General features: G+C 41.1%; 21 protein-coding genes and 1 riboswitch. Of the genes, 3 read left to right on the top strand and 18 right to left on the bottom strand.

Annotated features, from left to right (window positions below; translation table 11 throughout):
- Position 1: 1 nt before the first annotated feature.
- Together J7I93_RS14540 and J7I93_RS14545 are read right to left on the bottom strand one after the other, a co-directional pair.
- Positions 2-775, bottom strand: a complete 774-nt coding sequence (locus J7I93_RS14540; RefSeq protein ID WP_214726588.1) for an SRPBCC domain-containing protein — start codon at positions 773-775, stop codon at positions 2-4.
- A 178-nt stretch (positions 776-953) separates the two neighbouring features.
- The gene (locus J7I93_RS14545) at positions 954-1,604 is read right to left on the bottom strand and encodes a YdeI/OmpD-associated family protein (RefSeq protein WP_214726589.1); all 651 of its coding nucleotides are present in this window, start codon (positions 1,602-1,604) and stop codon (positions 954-956) included.
- Positions 1,605-1,775: 171 nt separating this feature from the next.
- On the opposite strand from J7I93_RS14545, the gene J7I93_RS14550 reads away from it, so the two are divergent.
- A complete protein-coding gene (locus J7I93_RS14550; RefSeq protein ID WP_214726590.1) occupies positions 1,776-2,174 on the top strand; it encodes a nuclear transport factor 2 family protein in 399 nt (132 codons plus the stop codon).
- Positions 2,175-2,379: 205 nt separating this feature from the next.
- On the opposite strand, the gene J7I93_RS14555 is transcribed toward J7I93_RS14550, so the two are convergent.
- The 3 genes from J7I93_RS14555 to J7I93_RS14565 form a co-directional block, all read right to left on the bottom strand.
- Positions 2,380-3,045 (bottom strand): DUF1801 domain-containing protein, encoded by a 666-nt coding sequence (locus tag J7I93_RS14555; RefSeq protein ID WP_214726591.1) that lies wholly within the window; start codon positions 3,043-3,045, stop codon positions 2,380-2,382.
- 115 nt (positions 3,046-3,160) lie between these two features.
- The gene (locus J7I93_RS14560; RefSeq protein WP_214726592.1) at positions 3,161-4,363 is read right to left on the bottom strand and encodes an aminotransferase-like domain-containing protein; all 1,203 of its coding nucleotides are present in this window, start codon (positions 4,361-4,363) and stop codon (positions 3,161-3,163) included.
- Between the two features lie 80 nt (positions 4,364-4,443).
- Positions 4,444-4,977 (bottom strand): GNAT family N-acetyltransferase, encoded by a 534-nt coding sequence (locus J7I93_RS14565; protein WP_214726593.1) that lies wholly within the window; start codon positions 4,975-4,977, stop codon positions 4,444-4,446.
- A 130-nt stretch (positions 4,978-5,107) separates the two neighbouring features.
- Between J7I93_RS14565 and pdxR the strand changes: the two genes are divergently transcribed.
- Positions 5,108-6,478, top strand: a complete 1,371-nt coding sequence (gene pdxR, locus J7I93_RS14570) for a MocR-like pyridoxine biosynthesis transcription factor PdxR (protein ID WP_214726594.1) — start codon at positions 5,108-5,110, stop codon at positions 6,476-6,478.
- A gap of 98 nt (positions 6,479-6,576) precedes the next feature.
- On the opposite strand, the gene J7I93_RS14575 is transcribed toward pdxR, so the two are convergent.
- The 9 genes from J7I93_RS14575 to rpmG form a co-directional block, all read right to left on the bottom strand.
- A complete protein-coding gene (locus J7I93_RS14575) occupies positions 6,577-6,960 on the bottom strand; it encodes a PH domain-containing protein (protein WP_214726595.1) in 384 nt (127 codons plus the stop codon).
- 33 nt (positions 6,961-6,993) lie between these two features.
- On the bottom strand, positions 6,994-7,578 hold the full coding sequence (locus tag J7I93_RS14580; protein ID WP_214726596.1) for an O-methyltransferase: 585 nt from the start codon (positions 7,576-7,578) through the stop codon (positions 6,994-6,996).
- A gap of 410 nt (positions 7,579-7,988) precedes the next feature.
- Positions 7,989-8,095, bottom strand: a riboswitch (SAM riboswitch).
- Positions 8,096-8,312: 217 nt separating this feature from the next.
- On the bottom strand, positions 8,313-9,668 hold the full coding sequence (locus tag J7I93_RS14590) for an MATE family efflux transporter (protein ID WP_214726598.1): 1,356 nt from the start codon (positions 9,666-9,668) through the stop codon (positions 8,313-8,315).
- A gap of 11 nt (positions 9,669-9,679) precedes the next feature.
- On the bottom strand, positions 9,680-10,465 hold the full coding sequence (locus J7I93_RS14595; RefSeq protein WP_214726599.1) for an ABC transporter ATP-binding protein: 786 nt from the start codon (positions 10,463-10,465) through the stop codon (positions 9,680-9,682).
- A 16-nt stretch (positions 10,466-10,481) separates the two neighbouring features.
- Positions 10,482-11,294 (bottom strand): ABC transporter ATP-binding protein, encoded by an 813-nt coding sequence (locus tag J7I93_RS14600; protein ID WP_251025846.1) that lies wholly within the window; start codon positions 11,292-11,294, stop codon positions 10,482-10,484.
- Positions 11,291-12,112, bottom strand: coding sequence for a nickel transporter permease (nikC, locus tag J7I93_RS14605; protein WP_214726600.1), 822 nt, complete (start codon positions 12,110-12,112; stop codon positions 11,291-11,293). The genes J7I93_RS14600 and nikC overlap by 4 nt, the downstream gene beginning before the upstream one ends.
- Entirely contained in the window at positions 12,109-13,050 is a 942-nt protein-coding gene (gene nikB, locus J7I93_RS14610; RefSeq protein ID WP_214726601.1) for a nickel ABC transporter permease, read from the bottom strand. Before nikB ends, nikC begins: the two co-directional genes overlap by 4 nt.
- Positions 13,047-14,543 (bottom strand): nickel ABC transporter substrate-binding protein, encoded by a 1,497-nt coding sequence (gene nikA, locus J7I93_RS14615; protein ID WP_214726621.1) that lies wholly within the window; start codon positions 14,541-14,543, stop codon positions 13,047-13,049. The genes nikB and nikA overlap by 4 nt, the downstream gene beginning before the upstream one ends.
- A gap of 163 nt (positions 14,544-14,706) precedes the next feature.
- A complete protein-coding gene (rpmG, locus tag J7I93_RS14620) occupies positions 14,707-14,856 on the bottom strand; it encodes a 50S ribosomal protein L33 (RefSeq protein WP_117325841.1) in 150 nt (49 codons plus the stop codon).
- A gap of 479 nt (positions 14,857-15,335) precedes the next feature.
- Between rpmG and J7I93_RS14625 the strand changes: the two genes are divergently transcribed.
- Positions 15,336-16,415: a metal ABC transporter solute-binding protein, Zn/Mn family gene (locus J7I93_RS14625; RefSeq protein WP_214726602.1), complete on the top strand. Its 1,080-nt coding sequence runs from the start codon at positions 15,336-15,338 to the stop codon at positions 16,413-16,415.
- 106 nt (positions 16,416-16,521) lie between these two features.
- Here J7I93_RS14625 and J7I93_RS14630 read toward each other — a convergent pair whose 3' ends face one another.
- Genes J7I93_RS14630 through J7I93_RS25550 form a run of 4 tightly spaced genes read right to left on the bottom strand, consistent with a single transcriptional unit; the run spans position 16,522 to position 24,278 of the window.
- Positions 16,522-20,979, bottom strand: a complete 4,458-nt coding sequence (locus J7I93_RS14630) for a coiled-coil domain-containing protein (RefSeq protein WP_214726603.1) — start codon at positions 20,977-20,979, stop codon at positions 16,522-16,524.
- Positions 20,957-21,706 carry a DUF6063 family protein gene (locus J7I93_RS14635; RefSeq protein WP_251025847.1) on the bottom strand — a complete coding sequence of 250 codons (750 nt, stop codon included), beginning with the start codon at positions 21,704-21,706 and terminating at the stop codon, positions 20,957-20,959. Before J7I93_RS14635 ends, J7I93_RS14630 begins: the two co-directional genes overlap by 23 nt.
- Positions 21,703-23,214 carry a hypothetical protein gene (locus J7I93_RS14640; protein WP_251025848.1) on the bottom strand — a complete coding sequence of 504 codons (1,512 nt, stop codon included), beginning with the start codon at positions 23,212-23,214 and terminating at the stop codon, positions 21,703-21,705. The genes J7I93_RS14635 and J7I93_RS14640 overlap by 4 nt, the downstream gene beginning before the upstream one ends.
- The gene (locus J7I93_RS25550; RefSeq protein WP_214726605.1) at positions 23,205-24,278 is read right to left on the bottom strand and encodes a Wadjet anti-phage system protein JetD domain-containing protein; all 1,074 of its coding nucleotides are present in this window, start codon (positions 24,276-24,278) and stop codon (positions 23,205-23,207) included. The genes J7I93_RS14640 and J7I93_RS25550 overlap by 10 nt, the downstream gene beginning before the upstream one ends.
- Positions 24,279-24,428 lie beyond the last annotated feature (150 nt).

Genomic DNA, 24,428 nt, shown 5'->3' on the forward strand with positions numbered 1-24,428 from the left:
CCTATTTACTTTCCACGTATTTTTTCAGCAGGGTTCCAAGCAGATACTCCCAGCCCTTAGAATGGTCCTCTTCCCATTGCTTCTGAATAACACCAGAGGCTGTATGGGAAAGCTGGAGCAGTGTTCCTCCTTCTTTTTCAAGAAGTCGATACGTATAAGCACTGTTTACCGCTCCCTGCATGCCAAGATGGCCATGCATGCGAATTTCTTCAGGAGCATTTACAAAATAAACATTTCCCCAGATTGCCCCTTCTTTTTCTCCCCATTTTTCAATAAATTGGCCGCCCGGGACAGGATCAAAAGTAAAGTGGGATGTTACTCCATTTGGAGCTATCCGAAACTCCCACCAATCTTCCACCTTTTCGGTTAATGCTTTGAATACTTCTTCGCGTGGTGCATCAAGAAATAACTCCTGTTCAATTCGAAAATCCTTTGTTGATTCCATCGATTCTCCTCCTTTTTCTTCTACAGCCCTCCGTAAATTCAATAGCGAGCTGGCAGTGGATTGCATATATTTACCCACCCAGCGCTCATGCATTTCCTGAAGCGGCACTGCATTAAGAAAATGCCTTTTATATTTTCCTTCTCGCCGTACCACGACTAAATGGCCTTCCTCTAAAATATTTAGATGCTTCATAATGGCATACCTTGTGACTTCAGGAAATTGGTCGTTTAGTTCTCCAGTCGTTTTTGGTGATATCTTTAGAATATCGAGAATTCCCCTTCTGATCGGATGTCCCAATGCTTTAAAAACGGTGGATAGTTCGTCGCCCATTACATCGACCCTTTCGTTAATATGTGACTAAAAAGTAACGTGTTTTAGATGTGACCTTATGGTAACATATCGGTTGTTACCGGTCAAGATTATTAGTTTTTACCTCCATAAAAAAAGGTGCCTGTCCCCTTACATTCGCTAACACTTTACACAGCCGGGGTCAGTCACCTTTCTTTTGTTATTTCTTCTTCTGCCGATACAAATCAACTGACTTATACCCTTGCGATAAAATATCGACCATTTGTGCTTGGCGTTTATCACGTGTTTTCTGCTGCTTAACAGAAAAGATGTAGCGAGCCCAATCCCTTTGATAGCCTGGCGTAAGTTCCTGATAAAATGTTAATGCATTTGGATATTCTTCTAAAATCTTTTCTATATCCTTCACGTTATCTTCGTAATCAGCCACACATTGACTGGGAGCAGATGACTTTTTCTCCTTCTTCTTTTCACGCTTCAATCCAACAACCGTAAAGACATCATCCATACTGACCATCCGCGAGAACTTCACATCACTATGATCCACATACCCATCTTCGCCCACTTTCATCGTTGGGAAAATATCATCTCTATGAACGAAAGAATCATACCGTTTATTTCCTTTTTTCGGATAGGCTAAAAATAAATAGCCTTTTTCAAGCAGCTGTTCCTCATCAATCACTTTTCGAGTATGCTTTGCCATTTCATCTATGGTTTCTACAAAGATGAAAATTGCATCATGCTCGCCTGATAACGTGGTCTTATATCCATTAAATACATCATAATCACTTGGCTGGTTAAGTACAGCCATATTTTTATATTTATTCAGTTTTAATTTTTCAATGATTGTCATAACATACTCCTTTGTTAAACCCTTTATTCTAAAAATATATCACTTAAGAATTGTTAACTGATAAAAATACTACTATACAACCTAGACAATATCTATTTGTCATTGACTTGTATATAACTTATACTTCTAATTAATTCAAACAACATTTTTTGAAACGAGAGGATGATTTAGATGAGTAAGGAACAACAACATACATCGGAGCTCACCCTTAAAGAGAAAGCAGTTTCTTTTCTGCAGCTCGTAGCCTCTGGGGAAGTTCGTGATGCATATCAGCGTTACATTGGCCCTAGCTTTTCCCACCATAATCCCTTTTTCCCTGGCGATGCAGATTCACTCATGATTGCGATGGAAGAGAATGCAGCCCAAAATCCAAACAAGATATTGACCGTTAAACTCGCTATCCAAGAGAATGAAACCGTTGCCGTTCACTCCCATGTGAAGCAGAATCCCGAGGATCTAGGAGGAGCTGTTGTACATATTTTCCGTTTTCAAGATGGCCAGATCGTTGAACTATGGGATGTAGGGCAGCCTATACCAGAGGATTCCCCTAATGAAAATGGAGTTTTTTAAAATACTTCCTATAATGCCAAAAAGGTGCCTCCCCTTTTTACATGTTAACGTAACCGGTCACCTTACTATGGAAACAGCGTCAATCCGGATACAAAAATGGATAAAAAGGCTGAACGTCCTGCGCTAAAGATCATGATTTATCTGTTTGAATGTAACCTTTAGTCTAAAAGAGAGCTCGAAAGAGTGGCAATATCTTAAAGCATGATTAATAGATTTTACTATCGATGTTCTTGTGCGAGCCGTCACAGTTGGGCTTTTTTTGAGATAGTCCACAAGTGCAATCCTTTAGTCCCTTTCCATCGAGAATTTTCGGCATACATTTTACAATCCTTGATTCTCGGGTTTTGGATTGTTTGGGCTGAGAAAAATGAAGAATGTATGCTCTTTGCCGCCCTGGCGTCAATCCTTCAAAAGCAGTTTTCAAGGCAGGGATTTCATTGAGCTTATTTTGAAGTTCATCAGGAATTATGTATTCTTTATGCTCTTTAGTTTTCACTTCCAAACCGGCTTTTTCAACGTCAATGGCTTCATAAATATAGGCTTTCAAGATACTTTCCATTTCAGCAATTTCCTGGACATTGGTGAACCGAATTTGGCGCGCAGCCTGTACATTCTCCGTTTGCTGGATTAGAATCCCATGGGCATCCTTTAACAACGCACCTTTGTGAAACAGAAGCGCACAATAATCTTTAAATCCATGAATTAAAACGATGTTTTTATTCTCAAACGTGTAACAGGGATGCATCCACTTATACTCTTCGGTCAACTCACAGTCAAGAACGATTTTTCTTAACTTCTCATATTCTTCTTTCCACTTTTCGGCTTTATTTAAAAATTCATCAACTTCAGGATTCAATCTGCTAGTTGTCATCAAGAACACCCCACTTCAATTTTTCGATCCGCTGAAAGTTAAGAATGATCATTCTCAGGTTCACCAATTCTTTTGGTCACTTTTTGGCTTTGTTTGAGTATTCATCAACCCTGAATCATTTACCATGATCCGCTTGGCAAGAAACGACGCTCCCCAGTCTGCGAATCCCCTCTGCAATTTCCTTTTCATCCTCAAAACTAAAGGAAAGCCGAAGAAATTCCGTCCCATCCGATTGGTCCAAGAAAAAGTATTTACCAGGAATAAAAGATACCCCCTCCGCAAGCGCCTGCGTCAGCATTTTCGATGTATCGACACCAGGAATCTTCATCCAAACGAAGTAACCGCCTTCTGGCACATACCAGGAAGCTGATTCAGGAAGGTACTGTTCCAGTGCCGAGAGCAGGACGGCGCATTTGGACCGGTATGTGTCTCTCAAGGTTATGAGTCTCTCCTCAAAATTGGTGTTTGTTAAATATACAGCCATGGTGGCTTGAGCAAATGGATGGTTCAGATCTTTTTTAAACCAGTCCGATGCATGAATGATTTCCCTTGCTCCTGCTATCCATCCAATACGCATTCCTGGTGCCACGATTTTGGATAACGAACCGACATGCAGAACTCTAGACTTTTTATCCATAGCTTTCAATGTTGGCACATTTTGATTAAATGATAATTCCCCGTAGGCATCATCCTCAACTATTAAGAAATCATAGCTGTCGGCCAGATCTAATAGGTGCTGCCTGCGTTCTTCTGTCATTGTCGTTCCTGTTGGATTTTGAAAAGTTGGAATCGTATATAGAAAACGCGGCTGAGCTAGCCCTCTTCGTTTCCTTTCTGCTAAAATTCCTTCTAGTACATCAGTTTGAAGTCCATGCTTATCTACAGGAATACTGATTTTACGCTTAGTATAATTTTGAAAAATTTCTAAAGCCTCCATATAGGTGGGAGACTCTACTGCCACGATTGACTCCTCATCCAGGAGAATGCGGGCAATTAAATCGATCGCCTGGCAAGCGCCTGAAGTTATCAAAAGCTCTTCTTCCGAAACAAAAATATCCCGCTCTTTCAATCTTTTTAAGATCTGTTCCTTTAGCTTTAATATTTTGGGACTTCCAATATAGTGGAGCGGCAAATCCTGCTCCTCTTCTAATAGACTGGCAACAGCTGCCTTTACCTCCTCAGCCGGAACAAGGGCAGGTGCTGGATAGCCGCAATGCAGTCGTATACAATCTTCAGGAATCTCCGGAATCCACTCCCCAGGAGGATTATTCTGGAGAGCCCTTTTGATATTCTCAGGAAAAAAAGAAGCAGCATTCACTTCTATCCACACCTTTCTAGTAGCTTTTACTATCGATTATAAACTTCTTGCCTGGGATGCTCCACCAATTCAACAATACCTTAATAAAGCAAGCGTTCTTCGAATTGTCTTTTTACTTTGTCCCACTCTTCCTTTATGACACTATATAGGACAGTATGACGGATAGTCCCTTCTTTTCGTATCATATGATTTCTAAGGATGCCTTCTTTAACCGCACCGATTCGTTCTATCGCTTTTTGCGAACGGATGTTTTTATGTCCGGTTTTAATTTGTACACGGTTAAGGGAAAGTTCTTCGAAGCAATATTTCAATAATAAATATTTACAGTTTGTATTAATATTTGAGCGCCAATAAATAGGGTTCACCCAAGTTGAGCCGATTTCAAGCCGTTTATGTTGGTTTGAAATATCGAGAAACCAGGTTGCACCGATGATCTTCCCTGTATTTTTATTTACAATGACATAAGCAAAATCGGTGCCTTGCTCACGTTTTTGTATAGCATCCTCAACATATTGAATAACCCTCCTTTTGTCAGTTAAATCGACAGACATATGCTCCCATATGCGTTTATCCTGAGACGCTTCATAAATCCCTTCTATATGCTCAAGTCCCATTGGAATTAACTGTACAAAATTGTTTTTAATTTTTTCATAATATCACTCTCCTTGAATCTATTAAAATTGATTTCTGGTATGATTTAAATAACCAAAAATGAATTTTAATATAATACCAAGGAGTGATTATATGGAACTTCAAATTCTGCTTTCGGATCATAAAACAAAATATAAGCAAATCTATGAACAAATACAAAAAGCGATTTTAGATAGAAAATTGCCAGCTCATGCTAAACTTTCTGCAAAGCGGCGTTTGGCTGAACAATTAAACGTAAGCATCATGACTGTTCAAATGGCTTATGAACAATTGCAGGGTGAGGGATACTGTTATTCAGTGGAACGCAAAGGATATTTTGTTTCGGAAATTCAGGATGAATGGCACTATAGTGAGAATGATACAGCTACTTTTGAGAAAAGAGTTCAGGATGAGTATCTTATCAATTTTAAAAATGGGCAGGTTGATGCCTCTGCCTTCCCCTACAAACATTGGAACAGACTATATCGAAAAGAGCTTAGTGAATCCAATGGCAGCAATGCACCGTGGCAGGGAGAATATTCTTTCCGTGTACAAATTGCACAATACCTGCAACAGGCTAGAGGGCTGGCCTGCCAGCCTGAGCAAGTGTATGTATTCAGCGGTTTTCAGCAGCAATTACTAAACGTATGTTTGTTTTTTAACCGGAGAGCCATCGGAACAGAGGATCCTGGTTTTATTCGGGCAAAATCTGTTTTTGAACAATTACAGCTGTCATGTCATCCGATTTCTGTGGATGAAGAAGGATGCCGTGTGCCTAATGAGCCAGTAAAACTATTATATTTGACACCAGCTCATCAATATCCGACCGGCACGATAATGTCTATTGCTAGAAGGGCTGAGTTATTAAATTGGGCAGATAAAGAGGATGCTCATATTATCGAGGATGACTATGATTCTGAATTTCGCTACAAAGGAGCACCTATCCCGACATTATCCCATCTGGATTCAAAAGACCGTGTGCTTTACTTTGGCACCTTTTCAAAAACATTGCTGCCGTCCCTTCGAATAAGTTATCTTGTTATGCCAGCTTCTCTTCAACAAGACTTTGAAAAGTTTAATACTTATCAAAAATCGACTGTTTCAAGAATCGACCAGCGGGTTGCTGCAAATTTTATGGAAGAAGGAAATTATACATCTCATATAGCAAAAATGAGAACTCTATACCGAGGCAAAAGAAACTGTTTAATAGAAAGCCTATCAAACCATTTGGGAGAACAATTTGAAATCATAGGGGGTACAGCAGGCTTACATATCACCGTGACATTACCCGAAGGATTGAATGAATCAAAAGCAATCGAACTGGCAAAGGCAAGAGGAGTTGAAATTGATGCTGTTTCACCTATGTATCTGCTTCACAAGCCAAACCATCAAGTGATGCTTGGATATGGTGCACCCACTATGCAGGAAATTCAGAGAGGGGTCCATTTAATCGCTAATGTATGGCAAGATTACTTAAGTAATTAGGATTTCTTACGATTCTTAAAAAAAACCCCGAGGCATAAATTCAAATATTTTCGCCCTTTTTAATTTATTAAAACCAAAACCTAAGTTGAAAAGAGCGCTTATCTTACAGGATAATGCTCTTTTGTTGAAGTGGAAAACAAGCACATCTTTTCCTTAACAGCTACCATAAAATCAAACATATTCATGCCCTGAATTTGCTGGAATTTGTACAAGTCTTGGTTATAGTACAAATGAATATGCTTTCCTGTGATTCCTCTTTTTTCTGAAAGGGAAGCGATATTCCTATACTCAAATTCTTCAACAAATTCCTTGTTTGTTTCTGATACCTGGATTCCACAGAATAGCAGTCTTTTGTTCGTTGCCGCAAAGAAGCCTGCCTGCGGTGCTAAACAGTAATGTGCTACTAATGAACAGCTTAAACATTCAATAACGCTTTCACCCTCATGCAGTACATGTTCAACCTGATTTTTCACAAGATTCATGAACGATCCCCCAATTCTAGTGATAATTTCATTCTATAAATTAACCCCAGTCTTAACTGCCAATATCAGCCCGGTAGACCAATCTAATTCTGTAATGTCCAGGTCAGGTCTGTCCTGCAAAGTTTTTAAGAGTTTAGTTGCTTTGATTCTATATTTTTCTGGTAATTTCGATTGCGGAAACACATTATGAATCACATAAAATCCGCCAACATTTAAATGGTCCAACGTTTTGTCCAGCAGCTCGAATTTTCCCGGCCACGTATCTGCAAAAATAAAGTCAAACCGTTCTGATAGTTTTTGAATAAAGGCTGCTCCGTCCTCGCAGCAAAATGATACTCTCCTGTCATTCCCCAGGTGCCTTCTTGCGATGGACTGAACTCTTGAATCAATGTCAACCGTTGTAAGCGTGCTGAATTCATCCATTCCATCGATGATCCAGGCAGCAGACGCTCCTGTACCTGTTCCCAGCTCTAAAAAGCTGCCCCCTGGTTTTGAGGCAGCCAAACCCTTTAGTAAAAAACCTGTTTTTCGATCACATGACTGCTCAAAGCCGAGCAATTGTGATTCCTGTAATATCTTTACGTAAGCTTCCGGTACCTGTATAACGCTGCTTTCCATTATGTCCATTCCTCCTCTTTTATAGGTCGTATCTTTAAATCAAATAAATCACATTCTTTTTTATGGCTGTTTTCTAAATAATTGTTTTTTGAGCTTGAAAATGATATCCGTTGATTTCCGCTGCAGGCACTTGCTTTCCGCGGGGAGGAATGAGAGCCTCCTCGGCTTTGCCTGTGGGGTCTCTCACCCCCTCTCCTCCCGCAGGACATTGAATAAGCTTCCTCGAATAGACACCGCACGATGAAAATGCGACAGCATTTTCGAGGATCAAGTGCCCTCCGCTCCAATCAACTCAGTGGCTAAACTCATTTAATCGCTTAAAAGCAACTAACTTTACGAAAATAGCCTTTTATAAAAAGGCAACAAAAAAGACCTCTTATTACAAGAGGCCTTTATACTTTAAAAACGACCTCTCATCTCCCAGAGCGTTAACTCTGTTGGAATTAGCACCTTCCTGAAATAATCAGGGGTTGCTGAGGCTTCGCAGGGCCAGTCCCTCCACCTCTCTGGATAAGAATTTGATTATAATATTGATTTTTCAAACAAGTATTGCATAGTTTCAGAAAAATGGCAACTTGAATATCTTCCTTTATAAAATTTTTTTCCTTTTTTTGCAGGCCCGAAATATGAGTATAAAGTTTACTATAAAAAAGCTGCTGAATACACAAAAGTCCTGCTAAACAGCAAGACTGATGTGAAAACATCCATAACGCTACTTACAAAGAGCTTCTTCATTACAATAAAGAGCTCTTAAGTGTTTTATTTTCTTCATTATTAAATGGTCCAGTCTCAGGAAACAGTTTTCTTGTTAACCGGGGGACATACATCGCTAAAAAGACGGAACGCCCTGCACTGAAGATCAGAAAGGACAGCCATAATCCATGGTTTCCGGCGATCGGCACCACCAGAAAATAAACAAGTAAAAAAATGGATAAGGCAAGGAGCATGGAATCCCGAATAGGTGCGGCTTCGGTTGCACCGGTAAAAACTCCATAAAGAATAATACCAAAACTTATCGTAAGGGGAAACACGATAATCCATATTTCATAGCTTTGGGCCGTTTCTATGATCCTTGGAATATTTGTAAATAACCTGAGAATATAATCATTCAGCAAATAATAGACACTGGCTATTATAACCGATGAATATATTGCCCACTGCCAGGATAACTTGAGCGTCTGCTGATACAGTGTTTTATCTTTTGAGCCAATTGCTTTTCCTGTCATAATACTGGATGCATTGGCAAAACCATCATAAAAATAAGCCATGATGTAATGGATTTGGAGCAGGATTGCATTGGCAGCCAATGTTTCTGTTCCAAAGGAAGCACCCTTGGCAGTAAATAAATTAAAAACAATTAACAAACAAACCGTCCGAATAAACAAATCCCTGTTCACTTTCATCATTTTCTTGAACGATGACGAGTCTATCACTTTATGAAAAGATGGAAATGTTCCTTTGAATGGAGAAGCTTTCCAAACAATCACTAATCCGATGGCAAAAGCCGTTATTTCAGACAGTAAAGTCGCTGCTGCTACACCGGAAACACCCCACGAAAAGCCAAATACAAAGAGGATATCCAGGACAATGTTCATGAGGTTCATCAACACTTGCACTAACAGCGATATTTTGATCATAGACATTCCCATCAGCCAGCCCAGAATGACATAGTTTAAGAGAGCAAAGGGCGCACCCCAAATCCTGATCTGCAAATAATCATCGGCAAGTGACTGTACATGAGGATCCGGGCTTAACAGCGGCAAGAACACTTGCATAATTGGCAACTGAAGGGCAATTAAACTAATTCCTGCTATAACAGCGATAAGGAAAGGACGGGCGATTGCCAGCATTCCGCCTTCCGTGTCCTTTGCACCATGAGCTTGAGCGGCAAATCCGGATGTGCTGACCCGCAAAAATCCAAACAGCCAGTACAATGTATTAAATATAATCGTACCTACTGCAACTGCAGCAATGTATGAAGGATCCTGCATCTGGCCCACCACCGCTGTATCAACTGCCCCTAATAAGGGAGTGCTTATGGTTGAAATAATGAGTGGAATAGCCAAAGTGAGATATGCCTTATGATTCATGATGATCCCCCTTACCCTTCAAAAACATACAGCAATTCCTTTGTATATGGATGTCTTTTCACTGAAAATAAATCATATTTGCTGAATTCATCTACTACCTGGCCTTGTTTCATCACCATGATCCGGTCGCTCATGAAGTTCACTGCAGCCAAATCATGCGAAATAAATAGATAGGACACGCCTAAATGCTGCTGAAGGTCTTTTAATAGATTCAAGACTTTGGCCTGAACCGAAACATCAAGACTCGCTGTGGGTTCATCCAGAATGATAAGCGAAGGTTCAATACTTATGGCTCGGGCGATCGTGACCCTCTGCTTTTGACCTCCGCTTAATTCATGGGGATAACAGGAAAGATATTTGGATGGAAGCTCCACCATCTCAAGCAGCTGTTCTGCTGCCTTTTCTCGCTGCTGCCGAATTCCTTTTAAAAAAGACGGCTGGATATTCTTTTGAAAATCCAATGGTTCCATCAGCGAATCGATGACTTTCAGTTTCGGATTCAGAGAGGCGGCAGGGTTTTGAAAGGCTGCCTGGACTCCCCTTCTAATTGAGCGAAGGTCCTCTTTACTGGCCGTATGCAGCGCCTTGTTCTTAAACCAGATTTCACCTTGATCTACTTTTTCCAATGCAAGGAGACACCTCGCTAATGTGCTTTTCCCGCTCCCGCTCTCCCCAACAATGCCCAGACATTCGTCTTTCTTTATGACAAGAGATACTTGATCGACCGCAATTTGCCCAAACGAATACTGCTTCGTAATATTTTTTGAAACCAGTACCTCAAGTCCAGCCGTATTCATTTATTCACCCGCTTCTTTAAATCAAATTTTTTATCGTTACCAGTCGTTCTTTCGTCTGCTTCAAAGAAGGAATGGCAGCTATCAAAGCTTTCGTATAGGCATGCTTGGGATTCATTAATACCGCCGTTTTCATTCCGGACTCGACAATCTCTCCCTTTCGCATGACAGCCATTTTATTGGCGAATTTCCGTACATGCCGCAAATCATGAGTAATAAATAATACTGCACAGTTTGTTTGCTTTTGCAGCTCAGCAAGCAGCTGAAGAACATGGACTGCAGTAATGCTGTCAAGAGCGGTTGTCGGCTCATCTGCAATGAGCAATTTCGGCTTAAGTATCGTCGCCATGGCAATGGCAGCCCTTTGCAGCTGCCCTCCGCTTAGCTGAAATGGATAGCTTTGATAGACCCTTTCTCCAGGCAGATTTACATTGTTTAAACACTCCAAAGCCCTTGATTTTCTTAGTTGTTTCGAATCATTCAAATGTGTTCTCAGCATTTCATCGAATTGAGCACCGATGGTCATAAATGGGGTGAAAGCTCCCTGATAATCCTGAAAAATATAGGAAATGGCTTTCCCGCGATAGGTGCGCCATTCTTTTTCCTTTAAGCTGGAGAGATTTACACCGCCATGATGGATGCTGCCAGACGAAATGATGAGCTCACGCGGCAGCAGGCCTCCAATGGAGGAAGCTGTTACACTTTTCCCGCTTCCGCTCTCACCGACTAGCGCCACCCAATCCCCTTCATTGATGGATAACCCGATATTTTGTACCAGGGTTTCTTCCCTATGTTTTATGGTTAAATTCGAAATGGTTAAAACAGACATCATCTGCCTCCGTTCTGGTTTTTCACATCATAGTAATCTCTTAAATAATCACCAAACAAATTAAAAATAAGGACAATCACCATAATGGCTAAACCGGGAATGAGCATTAAGTGTGGAGCATTATAGAAGAATGCCTTTGCTTCATTCAGCATCGCCCCCCACTCTGGAGTCGGAGGCTGAGCCCCTAATCCAATATAGGAGAGAGAAGCGATCATTAAAATGATTTTTCCGGCATCCAGGGTCGCAAGAACCATCACATTCCCTAAAACATGAGGAATCATATGTCTGCGCAATATATTCATCGAGCCAACACCATTTACTTTAGCTATTAAGATATAATCCTTTTGTTTTTCCGTCAGAACGGTACTCCTGGCTAATCTGGCATATCCGACCCATTTCACCATGACAATGGCAAAGATTAAATTGAATATCCCCGGTCCCAGCAGGCCGCTCAAAATTATCGCGGCAATATAATCAGGGAACGCCATAAAGGCATCGACCACCCTCATGAGAATACGGTCTAATCTTCCTCCGATATATCCAGAGACGAGGCCAATTGGAACACCAAGAAGCAATGAAATAGCCAATATCAGAAAACTTGTACCAACTGTCGTTTGGGCACCAGACAAGATTCTGGAAAAAACATCTCTCCCTAAATGGTCAGTTCCCAAAAAATGTTCCAAACTCAATGGCTTTAACCGGTCGGCCATATTCACCTGATTCGGGTCAAATGGAGCAATAAAAGGAGCAATGATGATGGCAATAAGAAAAAGACCCATTAATAAAATGACCGAATTTGTTGTTCGCAAACGATTTATCATCCCTTGTCCCCACCCCTCAATCGGATTTCCGGATTCAGGTATCGATACGAAAGATCAACCAATAAATTAATCATCACGACAAACAGCCCCATGAAAAGAATATACCCCTGGATAACCGGATAATCCCTTCTAACGATTGCTTCTACCACCAGTTTGCCAACCCCAGGATATGCAAAAAGAACTTCAATAATAACTGTTCCGCCAAGCAAACTCCCCAGACTTACCCCAAAAATAGTTATAACCGGGGTAAGGCAGTGGCGAAAAGCATGAAAGAAAAAAATTCTTTTTTGTGAAAGCCCCCGTGCCCTCGCAGACTTGATAAAATCCTGTCCCAGGCTTTCCAGCAGACTGGACCTCAATAGCCGAACATAAACAGCAGCCATCGCAATTCCCAATGTTAGGGATGGCAGCAGCAAATGAAGAAAAGTACCTTTTCCCATAGCAGGCAGAATTCCCAGTTTAACAGAAAACAGCTGCATAAAAAGCAGCCCCAGCCAGAAGCTGGGTACTGAAGCACCAATTAAAGCAAAAATCCTGCTGAGGTGATCAATCCATTTATTCTTATACAAGGCAGCAAGAGTTCCTATCGGTGCAGCTATCAGCATCATAACCGCCATTGATGAAAAAGTTAAGGAAAGTGTGGCAGGAACTTTGTTAATCAGCTCCTGCAAAACTGGCTGTTTCGTCATATAAGATTCCCCCAAATCAAACTGAAAGAATCGGATCAGCCAATTCCAATACTGGACATAAATGGGTTCATTAAAGCCAAGCTCTTTTCTAAGCTCTTCAACCTGTTCATCTGTAATAGAAACGTCATCAATATTCAGCATATACCTTACAGGGTCACCAGGAGCTGCCTTCATGAACACAAAACTTATAAAGGATAATATAAACATGAAAAGCACAAGCTCAAACAGTCTTTTACCAGCCTGTTTCATTTTGTCCTCACATCTAGATCCTTAGTTAATGCGTAGTATTCACTTGTACTGGTCTGCCAATTTAGGACGTAATCCTTATATGCAACAAAATTATTGGGATGAACAAGAAAGGAGTGCAGTTTTTCCTGATCAATGATCTTGATAGCTGCTTTTGATAGTTCATTCCGTTTTCCATTATCAGACGTTTGATTCAGCTCTTCTATTAGCTCTGTAAGCTGATCATTCTGAATTTGCCCTGGATTAATTGCTCCCCCTGCCATATACGCGGAATTAAGGAAATAGCTCGCATCTCCCCTTGGAGCAGTAATCAAACTGTATGTGGCTATATCCCAATCCGTTTTCTCTGCCAAATATTCATCAATATTTTCAACCTGCTGAATTTCAATGGCAATTCCTAGTTCTTTTGCATTGGATTGCAGCAATTGGGAGATTAATGGCAATTCAGGACGATAGGAATAGGTCATGAGCTTAAGAGTAAGCGGCTTTCCGTCTTTTACCATCTTTCCGTCTTTCATCTTATATCCTGCTTCTTCTAAATATTTTTTGGCCATTTCCATGCTAAAAAATTTCTTTTCATAGTCTGGTGAGTACGGTGACTCTGCCAGGAATGGCCCTTCGGCGACAGTCGCTTGCCCCGCCATAATATCATCTGCAACCACTTGACGATCAATCAAGGCGTCAAACACTTTTCTTACATTGACATCCTTAAATGTTTCTTTGCCTGAGTTGTACATGAGAAGATGCGTACGAAGACTGGAGACCACATCCGTTTTGATCGATTGATCACTTTTAAGAATCTCAATGCTTTCAATGGCCGGGCGATAAACAATATCTGCATCTCCCGACTGAAGCGCCGTTGTCCGTGCATTCGCATCCTCGTTAAAGGTCATCGTTGCTCGATCAAGCTTGACCTCCCCGTCCCAGTATTCTCTATTCATTTCCAGTTCCAGCTTGCTGTTCGGTTCAAAAGAAACAACTTTGAAAGGGCCAGTTCCGATTGGTTTTTGTTCCATGTTCTCCACGGAACTATCCACTATAGCGGTGTTGGGATGAACAAGCTCGGAAGGAAACTGTGGCAATTTCTGTTCAGTTGTAATGCTCAGGGTTTGTCCATCCGCTTCCATTGTTTTGATTTTTAATGCCGTTTTCATGGCTTCGCTCACTTGTATGTTTCGTTCTAAAGAAGCTTTTACAGCGGCTGCATCTACTTTCTTTCCATTTTGGAAGGTAATGTTATTTCTGATTTGAAAGGTCCATGTCTGACCGCCAACACTTGTATCCCAGCTTTCCGCAAGCCATGGTTCAAGCTCTTGATCCTGATTGACTTTCACCAGTGTTTCGGTTATCCCTGCCCTGACAGCGGTATAGTTCAGGTGCGGATCAAGCGTTTCACTTGGAAAATTGGAAAGGAACGTGACTTCTTTCTTTTTTTCTTCTCCATTTTTTTCCCCAGATGGGTTGGAGTTTTGTGCGGAACAAGCTGTAAGCAGCATCAAAAGCACTGCCAAGACTAAGCTAATGTGTGTATTCTTATTCAATGACCTTCCCCCTCAATTAAAATCATACTTTGTCCCGCTAACCTGCAGCGGGATGGCTAATTCTCTCTTTATTTAGGCATAAACTTTTCAGTATAAAATCTGCTAAACAATTAGGTGGTTATTTTGTTTCCCTATGTAATGTACGTTTTTTTAAACGTGGTGAATATTTCATTAATTCAATGCGGTCAGGGTTATTCCGCTTATTTTTTGTAGTAATGTAATTGCGGTCTCCTGTTTCAGTGCATGCTAATGTAATTTTTACTCTCATATTGAATTCCTCCTGTATTGTTTTTTATTAAGCGCCATTGATGGCATTCTTTTTTTCTCACAATTGGTTCATGAATAATTAGTAAAGTTGTTTTGGTTGAACCTAAATAACTACAGTAACTGGCAGTTTTTTTATTTCTCACCTCATTCTACCAAATCAAAATCATTACGATTTATAAGTTATAGATGGTCCTCTTGCTCTCTTATATGTTTGTCACCATTTAAGCAATTTCCACCTTTGTCCTATCTTTTCAACTATTCATCAAATCGTAACAATTACGATTAAAATCTTACTCAATTTTTTTCTCAAATGCAAGTTTTTTTATAAATAACGTTCAATAGTCCTTTCCCCGAATTTTCATAGTTAAAGATTCCAAAAATAAAAGATTCATAAATTCATTTACAAATTCATAGAGTTAATTTAGAATGTAAAACGAAATAATTACGATTTACTATAATAAAATAGATTGGAGTTAAAAAATGAGAATCAAGCAGTTAGCAGCCACTTCAATTCTGACCTGCAGCCTTATTCTAGCCGGCTGTGGAAGTTCAGAAACAGCCAGCGAAGGGGCAGACAAAGAAAATAAAGAAGCTTTAAAAGTCTATACGACCATTTATCCTCTGGAGGATTTCACCCAAAAAATAGGCGGTGAGTTTGTTGAAGTGCAAAGTATTTACTCGCCAAATGTCGATGCCCATTCTTACGAGCCTTCCACAAATGACATGATTAGCCTGGCAAAATCAGATTTATTTATCTATACAGGAGTCGGCATTGAGGGGTTTGCAGAGAAAGCCTCTAAAGCATTGGAGAAGGAAAGTGTAAAAATACTAAAAGCCGGAGAAGGAATTGAACTTATTGAATCCGCCCATGATGAGCACAATCATGAAGACGAAGAAAATCATTCAGAAAACGAAGGTCATGAGGGTGAACATGGGCATTCAGAAAGCGAAGATCATGAAGATGAACATGGCCATTCAGAGGGTCATGAAGGTGAAGAAGCTGAATCACATGAACATGACGAACATATTCATAGTGATAAGGATCCCCACGTTTGGCTAGATCCAATTCTATCTATTGATCTTGCGAATACGATCAAAAATTCGTTAATTGATCTGATGCCAGAGCACAAATCTGAGTTTGAAGCCAATTTTAATCAGCTGAAAAGCGATTTAGAAAAACTGGATAAGGAAATTGAAACGACGATTGACAGCTCCAAAACGAAATATATATTAGTCGCCCATGCGGCCTACGGTTATTGGGAAGAGCGTTACGGCATCGAACAGATTGCCATTGCTGGTTTATCGCCAACACAGGAGCTCTCTCAGAAGGAACTGCAAGCAATTATCAACGAATCATCTGAGCATAACCTTAACTATGTGATTTTTGAACAAAATGTATCCCCAAAGGTGGCAAAAATAATCCAAAAAGAAATCGGGGCAAAATCACTCTCTCTTCACAACTTAGAGGCTATTACTGAGGAGAACATAAAGGAAAATGATGATTACTTCAGTATCATGCGTAAGAATTTAGAAACGCTTAAGACTGCTTTAAATGAGTAAAAAAGTTATGAAAAAGGCAATAGCTGATTTGCTATCGCCTTTTCTATTGATTCCGCAATTCGAAGTTTCATCAGTTGTGTAGTTTTATATTTTTCAAACACTCCTATTAAAGAGCCTCCTCCCCCTGATAAATACGAAACGCCGGAACAATCGTATCCGATACGATCTCTTTCCCTTTTTCCCGAATAAAGTCCAATTTATAATACGCATCAAACCTCTGGCTGATTTCTGTTTTCACCAGTTCAGGGGGCGTGACGACGATGAATTGGAATTTCAGTTTATCGGCTACAGCGAAGATTGGGTCAAGCACATGGGCCGATGCCGCCTGGCCAAACGGATTATCACAGACTAACGGAACCCAGCTTTGGTCGGTTTCACTCTTAACAGATAGAAGCATCATCATCATGACCATTCGGGCAGATAGCTTTTGGCCGCCGCTGCCATCGGATTTTGTTTTCGAACCCTGGTTGATCGTCTGCCAGGTTGAATAATGTTCGCGCTGTGGCTTACCATACATAAAGGCATTGTCTGTACGCATGTTATAAACCAAAAGCTCTGGGTATCGATTTCTGAGGGAGACAAATAGTATCTGCTCATCACTGATGAGCTGCTTGATTTCCTGATCCAGCTCCAGATTACTGTCGTCAATTATCTCGAATCGCTTCGTAATCTTGTTAATGGCTGAAACAAAATGCTGTTTCAGCAGCGGTTCGACCTCTTCCGCTTTTTTAGGCAGGATGTCTTCTTTTAGCTGAACAAGCGGGAAAGATCCCCGGTCATTTTTCAGCTTCATTTTCGCAATCATGGAACGAATCGCTTCTGCAATGCTCATCACCTTCATGCTTGCACGGCTTGCCCAGAAGTTTTGCGCTTTTTCTGCCCGTTCTTTGTCACGTTCCAACTGCTCTAAGCCGCTCTGTGAAAAACGCTTCATGTTTTGAACGACACTTTGAATATGAGCATAATGCCTTGTATCCATATGATCAAGGGTGGTTAAAACTTCATTCTTAAAACGGACCTCCCAATCCTTTCCTTCAATTGAAAGCTTTAAATTGCGCAGGGATTGTTCAATTTTCGCGTGCTTCTCCTGGCCTTCTTCCTGAATATCCTGATGTTTTTCACTCCAGAATATAATACTTTGCCTTCCTTGGCTCTTAATTTTCTCGACATCTTCTTCCGTAAAGGCAGCCGGTTCCTCTTTCAGAATAACGGACAAAGTTAACAGATCGCCTTCGAAACCAGCAGTGTTTTGTTCGGTTTCTTTTTTGCGCTCTTCTGTTTGCTTCATTTCTGCCTTCGCCTGTTTTGTCTGGTCGTTAATTTCAACCGTCTTTACTTCCAAATCAAGGTCTTCCCATTCTTCCGGCTGTTTGTCATGCTTGTCCACTTTTTTAGCAGACTTTTTACGCTGATCAGTTGCATGCTTTAATGACGTTTCTGCAACGGTTACGGCCGTTCCCTGTTCACGTTCCTCTTTCTCCACTGCCTTTGTTTCCTTTGCAGCCGTCTGGACCATGTTTTCTAAAATGCTCATTGGTTCATCCGGTTCCGAAGCATCCTTCCACTCTTCATTAAGAGCTTGAAGTTTTTTCTCCAGCTTCTTTTGCTGCTTCTGTTCGGAATCTCTTGTCGCTTGAATGGCCAGTAATTCACTGGCTTGCTCTTCTTTCGATTTTTGGAGCTGTTTTAGTTCATCGATACTTCCGTTGATCTCTTCCAACATGTGCGAAGATAAACGCGGTACCTCTTCAGAAGCTTCAGCTTTCTCTGCTGCAGGAAAGACAGCACTTTCAATAAAAAAGCTGATCTCCTTAATATTTTGCTCGGTTGATAGCTTCCATTCCAGATACGTTTGACTCCACTTTTCCTGCAGGTCAACAATCGTTTGGTGCTCGCTGCCAATCTCTTTCTGGGCGGCAGCAAATGCTTCCTTTTGTTTCTCTTTCTCTAGCTTTACCCGCTTATTTTCCTGAAGCAGCGCCTTTTCACGGTTAAATCCCTCTAATGTTTCCACATCTTTTGTGAGCTTTTCAATCTTTTCCTTTGTCTTCTCCAGCTGCTCATTAAGTCCCAGCTGCAGTTCTTTTTCTTTTTGCTCCTGCACGATAATTGCCTGCAATTCCGTCTTCTTGGCAATCATCGCTTCCTGTTCCTGATTCAGCGTACGATCAATCTCACTGGCCAGCTCATTAGCAAGGAAGCGGTCGACTTCTTTTAAAATTCGCCGTAATGAGGTTTCCGTTTTTTCGATCTCTGCAAGTGTTTCTTTCTTTTCTTCTATTTGTTTCGCAATCTTAATTTTCCAGTTAGTGAATTGGTTTTTATCGGTCAGCAAATCCTTCTCCGTGCCGGTAATCATCACAAAGGAATCCTGCTGATTTTCGCTCGCCATTTCCTCCCGCATAAAAATCGGTACCGGGCTTTTAAACATTCTTCCTGACAAAACCTGCTGATTTATTTTCTCCCATTGCGGCCTGCTGACCACTAAACCATAAGGAAGGAGCGGATGCGTAAGCAAATGATTCGCCATTTCGTCAGGTTTTAAAGATTGAAGAAATTGGGACCCGTAAAACACGTCAATGCCCGTCTTCTCATCAATCCATTCTTTTAATTCCTTCACGTCATTGTTCGCAATCCAGAAGTGCTCATCATTCAAGGCATAATCCAGCTGTGTCTCCCAAAGCGCTTTTTTAATTTCTTCCCCCTGCTCCCGATTCTGAACTAGGAGCTCCTCCACTTGTAAAGCATATTTTGATAAAAGTGCGTTCGTGAACGGAGCTGCGACTTCATCCAATAACCCATGCAGCTTATCGGCCAGCTTCGCTTCTTTGCGATGCTGCTCTTCACTTTTGAACATTAACTCTTCACATTTTTCTTCAGAAAACTGAATGGATTGAGCGAGCGTACCATGTGCAGATGCAAGCTGATTCTGCTTTTCATTCGATTGTTTATCCTTTGCTTGCAAATCTTCCAAACTAGCTTTTTTGACTTCAATCTGCTTTGACAAATTCTCGATAAAGCCCTGCAGATCATAGGTTAAGCGATCGCCGAATTCTTTGATGAGCTTTTCTTCTTTCGCCTCAAATTCATGAATTTGCGTATACAGAAAATCAATTTCCGTATGGAGCTGGGCGATTTCTTTTGTTTTTTGTTTATCCTGTTTCGAGAGATCGTTCGCTTTTTTCTTCAGGAATTTTTGATACCCTGCATACTGTTTAACCGCTTCCCCAATGGCTGCAGAAGACTTCTCCCATTGCAGCTTCGCTTCTTGTTTGACTTCTTCCATTCTTTGATTCACTTGCTCTAAGCCGCTGTTTTGCTCCAATTTCGCAATCTGCTGGGAAAGCGCGCGAATGCTCTGTTCCCCTTCATGCCATTCTTTTAATAACAGCTGGAAAGCCAGCTTGTCTTTTCGCTCCTGCTTTTCCTTTACAGCTTCCTGCAGGATATTATGCTTCTTCTGTTCTTCTGCTAATTTCTTCTCCCAATCCATCACTTCCCGATGGGCTTTTGCATAGTCGAGGTTGTCTTTCTGAAAGCGCAAATCCACCTGCTTACCGGTTAATTTTTCGATTTCCTTTTCCAGCTCAATTAGTGTTTCTTCTTCCGTTTTCTTCAAATGTTCCAAAGCGCCAAGCAGCTGCCTTCCCACCTTGATGCTGTCCTCAACGATCTCTTTATGCTTGACACCCTTTGCCAGGCTTTCTTCAAAAGGAAGAATATCTTCCAGGAACTCCTTGTGGGCCTGCTCTCTTTTTAACAGAACAGGCAGGTCCTTCGCGATGCTTGCCTGACTTTTAAAAATCTCCACCAGATCGTTCTTTTGATGCTCTGTCCGGTGCAGGACCTGACTGACAGTAGGAATAATTCGCTTCTGGAACAAGGAATGATCATCCTCAGCGCCTTCAAAGAATTTTCCAACGCCGCCTTCATCTTTGTTAATATCTTTCATAATATCCCAGTCTTTGCGGTTAATGCCGTATGTATCAAGGATGCGGTAGTGCTTTTTTGTATCCCGGTAAACATCATATCCATTCCATTTTAAATAATCCTTCAGGACTTCCGTTTCAGCCAGTTCATCATCTTCATAAAGTGGAATATGATCAAGTGATGCTTCTTCTTTCCGTTCAAACTCCCTTGTATAAAATGTAATATTCGGGACAATCTTCGCTTCCTGTTCAAGCGTTTTGCTTTCTCCGCTTTCCTCGTTCATGGAAATCCGCTGTTCAGCCGAAAACATCCCGCCTGTCACTAAGTGCCTGCGGTCAGCATCGTCGAGCTCCCATTGAATGAGCACATGAAAGGTATAAGGAATGAACTGTTCTTTATTATTAAAAAAGAATTGCTGATAATAGCGATTGTTCTGTTTTCCCCATGCCGTTCCAGGCTTGAGGATCTGGAAGATGGTTTGCAGGAATACCCCTTTTCCTCCTCCATTCATCATAGAAATGAGGCCGTTTGTAGAGGTTTCCTCATTATGGAAGTTAAATGTGGTGTCCTTATACTGTTTTTGCATGCCATCATATTTCAGGCCGGCAATTCTAATTCGATGGATTTTCGGCATGCTGATCCTCCTCTGTCTTCATTAATTCCTTGAACATTTCATAGCGGTCATAATCGTGATACAGGTATTCAATCCGCTCAAATAACTCCTGTTTCGGGATCGCCTTCGGAATATCCTCCCGGTCAAGAATCACAATCAGACCCTCTGTTTCCAATAAACGCATGCTGCTTGCAATCAAACCGATACGCGTCCGGCGGTTTGCTTTTCTGGCTCCATAATCATCGGTGTCGACCTCCATGTACTTCCACGTTGTCACGACATCCTTCATATCAATTTTTTCATCTTCCCCATAAGCGGGATTTGCCTTAAGTATGTGATCCCAGTTCATGATCACATCATTGACTTGCCGCTCCAATGAGTAGAAGCTGATTCCTTCCCGCTTCGTGCGGATTTTAGCCGCCTGGTTGCGGTCGATGCTTGCCAAAAAGGCCATAATGACAACGCTCATCAAGTGAAAATGTTTCTTTGTCTCAACCTGCTTATGCTTGTCCTTCATATGAGTAAAATTCGTAGCAAAAACAGAGCCGGTCGGCTGCACAACGAGCTGAATCCGTTTTGGCGACTCAATGATATAGGTACCGGATTCATCTGCCAATAAAAGAACCGTCTGCCTCACATCGGGATCAAAATACACCTGAAAGTGCTCGCTGTTTTCGTCGATGACTTTGTCTTTTAAAAGGGTAAAATAAACAGCTGAGGCTTTTTTGATACTTTCTCCACTCATCATTTCTCCTCCTGTACACAAATTTTAAACGGGGTGATTTTCATTTGATACCAGAGGAAAGGTTCCGCCCGATGATCAAACTCGGTATAGATCTTCAGTCCTTCAAACACCTGAAATTGCGGATACTCCTGCATAAGCTTATAAAGAAGAATTTCCCGTTCATCGCTTAACGCCTCTTCCTTCCGATGCAGCACCTGGACCTTCAGCGGCTTTTTATCAAACATCATCCATAAATCAATCGTTTCCGATTCTTCAAACCATAGATCCTGAACTTCGAGCGGCAGTGCTGATAAATCGGCCAATGAAAACTCTCCATATGTCTGTATATATTGAAACACATAGCTCCAGGCCTTGATGACAGAATCCCAGTTCGTTACCCGCTGATGGGTAATGCCCACATCTTCCTCTTCTTCTTCGATTGCCTCTGTCAGCTGTTTTTCATCAAATTCCTGTTCGCCCCAAACCCAGTCCAAGGGCAAAATAAATTCATTCTTTGGCGAAAATAAAGGTGATAACAACTTTTCCACCGTATCGAAAGAAAAAACGCCTTCCTTCACGAACCAGTTTTCATAAATATGTTCCCGAAATGAAACCAGGCTGGTTTCCCAAAACAGCGATGGGTTTTCCGCTTTTAATTTCATTTCATAGGAGATATTTTGAATAACAAGCTTCGCAAAACGGTCATGCAGCTGCCTTGTATGGCCAATCTTCTCCTGGAGAAGGATTAATTCCTTTTGAATAAGATCATCTTCTTCATTTCTTCGTTTCGTTTTCTCAATCATGCTGCTGATGGTGCGGAAGTGAATTTTCTCTTCTTCGAATTGCTTTTCAATTTCCGAACGGTTATCAGCCCTTTGCATTTCTTCTTCCATCAATAAGATTTTGGGGTTGTTGATCATTTCTTTTTGAAAGGAGAATTCTTTTGCCATTAAGCGGTTTACCCGTGAAATGAGGTGATCGAGGTTTCGCGTGGCTTTGCGAAAATTGCCGTTTTTAATCAGCTGCATACTGTAAAGCTGTTCAATCGTTATTGAAAATTCCTCTGCCATTTCCCTGCTCATAAAAATCATTTCCTGTGAGATATCGGTGAGCTTGTAAACGATGGATCCGCCCATCTCCAGGTTTGTATATAATTCATCCATTGTCACGTAGCGGAAAACCTGAGTCTCCCATGACTGCCTGATTTCATCGTAATAAAGGGCCTCAAACGGTCTACTGTACTCTTCTTTTCCCTGATATAGGAGCCCGCTCGTAATCCGTTCAATCTGCTTATCATCGGCTAAAAGCTTCATTTGCTTTATCGAGTCCTCGACCATATACTTGATATCCGATTTCCTCCGATGATCATCATCATTCAACTCCCGATAAAAAATGGTGAGGAGCACCTGCATCAGTATTGTTTGGATATGAGGCTTCAGCTCTCCAACTTCCATTCCTCTCCCAAGCTCAAACAGCGGGTTTAATCGCTGCATCCGCTGGGCGAACCCTTCCCATGATTCGTTCAAATCCATCTCCTCCATGTTTCAATAGTTAAGACTTCCTGAGGAATTCGTTTATTTTCCTGCCATAATTGCCTTAATACTTCCTGCTCATCTTCTGTAAACCACTCTATGAACGCATCGCGATATTTCAGATTTTGTATCTGACTTGATTTCTGTTCATTCCTTTGGTCCATACAATCGAGCATTTTACGATATATTTTTAATGCAGGCTGAATGCAGCAATCTGGATATTTTTCGATCAGCCGGGTTATGATCCCGTATCCTGCCGCATCGAGATCTCCTGCATAATAGAATAAGTATGATTTGGTCGGGAACATTTGAAAGAAAAACGAAAAGCTCCGTTCAATTTTAGTGCCTTCCCCATATATGATCAGTTCAGGATCGTAATCAAGCTGATCCGCTTCCAATAATTGAATGGCAGTATGAAAGAAAGATAGGTTTTCCAGAATTAGTACTCTCTGAACATCTTTAATTTCTTTCCCCTGCTTCATCCAAAATACAAAAGGCTCCCCGTATTTCACCACTTTAAGCTGCTCTTCCGATACGCCGATTCGAGCTAGAAAGCCTTTTCCATCGGGAAAGCTAATCCCATCCAGCAAAAAATTTTCATGGCCAAACAGCTCCAGGCTTCTTTCCTCGAGTGAAACGATTTCCCGCTCCTGGCTGGATTGGAGAAAAGCATATAAATTCAGGATCCGGCGCCATTCCTCTTTCGTCTGCCATTCCGGATGCCGTTCATAAAACGAAAAATCAAACCGGTCACTTAACTTCATCATCTCAAGCCGGTCCCATTTGTCCGCCTGAACCTTCACGTTAACCCAGTAATATAAAGGCATAGACGGTATTTTGCCATTGAATTGACTATTATGTATAGGAGTCAGCTGCCCTTCATTTTGCAATGATTCGATGGCTTCATAAAACAGCGAATAACCATCCATTTCGTCATAATCATCTAACAGCTTCCGCAGCTGAAATTCTAAATCGTTTATATTTAATTTCTTTCTTTGCTTCGGGTGTTGAATATCTTCTATAAAACTTCTCACCCTTGTTTCAATGATGTTGATTTTTTTCACCTTCTTAATACTTCTTCTGGTCTGTTAAAACCACTATTATACATGTGGACATCATTTTTATTATAAACTAGTTGCGGAATTGATGTAATGATTTTAAAAACGGAGGGAGAAAATGAGGCAGGGAGAAAGGCAATAAAAAGCACCTTTCCC

The organism is Bacillus sp. ISL-47, assembly GCF_018613175.1.
GTDB lineage: Bacteria > Bacillota > Bacilli > Bacillales > Cytobacillaceae > Cytobacillus.